Here is a 524-nt window from a genome sequence, read left to right on the forward strand (position 1 = left end):
TCGGAACTCCGTCTTTCAGCATCACTTTGCATTTCAACGATAAATTTGGCCTTTTCCAACTTTAATGCTGGTAACTCAGCCATAACACTTTCAGACAAATGATTTGCTACTTCTCGACGTTTTATTGAGAGTGCTTTCGCTAATGTATCGTAATTTTTTTGTGCTTCCCTCTCCTCTTCTTCGAATCGTATCAATGTACTCTGAGCTTCCTCAAAAGCAGTAAGTTCAGCATCCATTTTATCACGTAACTGTGTTAATTCATCCGCAGAAACGTGATATTTACGTGCAAAATCCCGAAGCGCAAAAAGGCGCTCTTCTATCTGTTCCAATTCACCAGGTTCAAAATCTAATGTCTGCATTGCAGTTTCAATGCCTTCTTGTGCTGTTGCAAGGGCATGCAATGCATCATCAATGGATTTCACCACAGGCTCAATCATCGCTTGCGCTTCAGGAATTTTCCGCTCCAAACGCCTCACCAAATGAGAAAGAACTGGTATTGGGGATTTTGGACCACTTAAAAGATC

The 524-nt window shown here is 41.4% G+C and carries 1 pseudogene; it reads right to left on the reverse strand.

From position 1 onward, the window contains the following. Nucleotides 1-524 (reverse strand): annotated as a pseudogene (locus ACFIK8_RS13100) (DNA repair protein RecN); the annotation flags it as partial.

It is taken from the genome of Bartonella sp. MR168JLCBS, assembly GCF_042194175.1.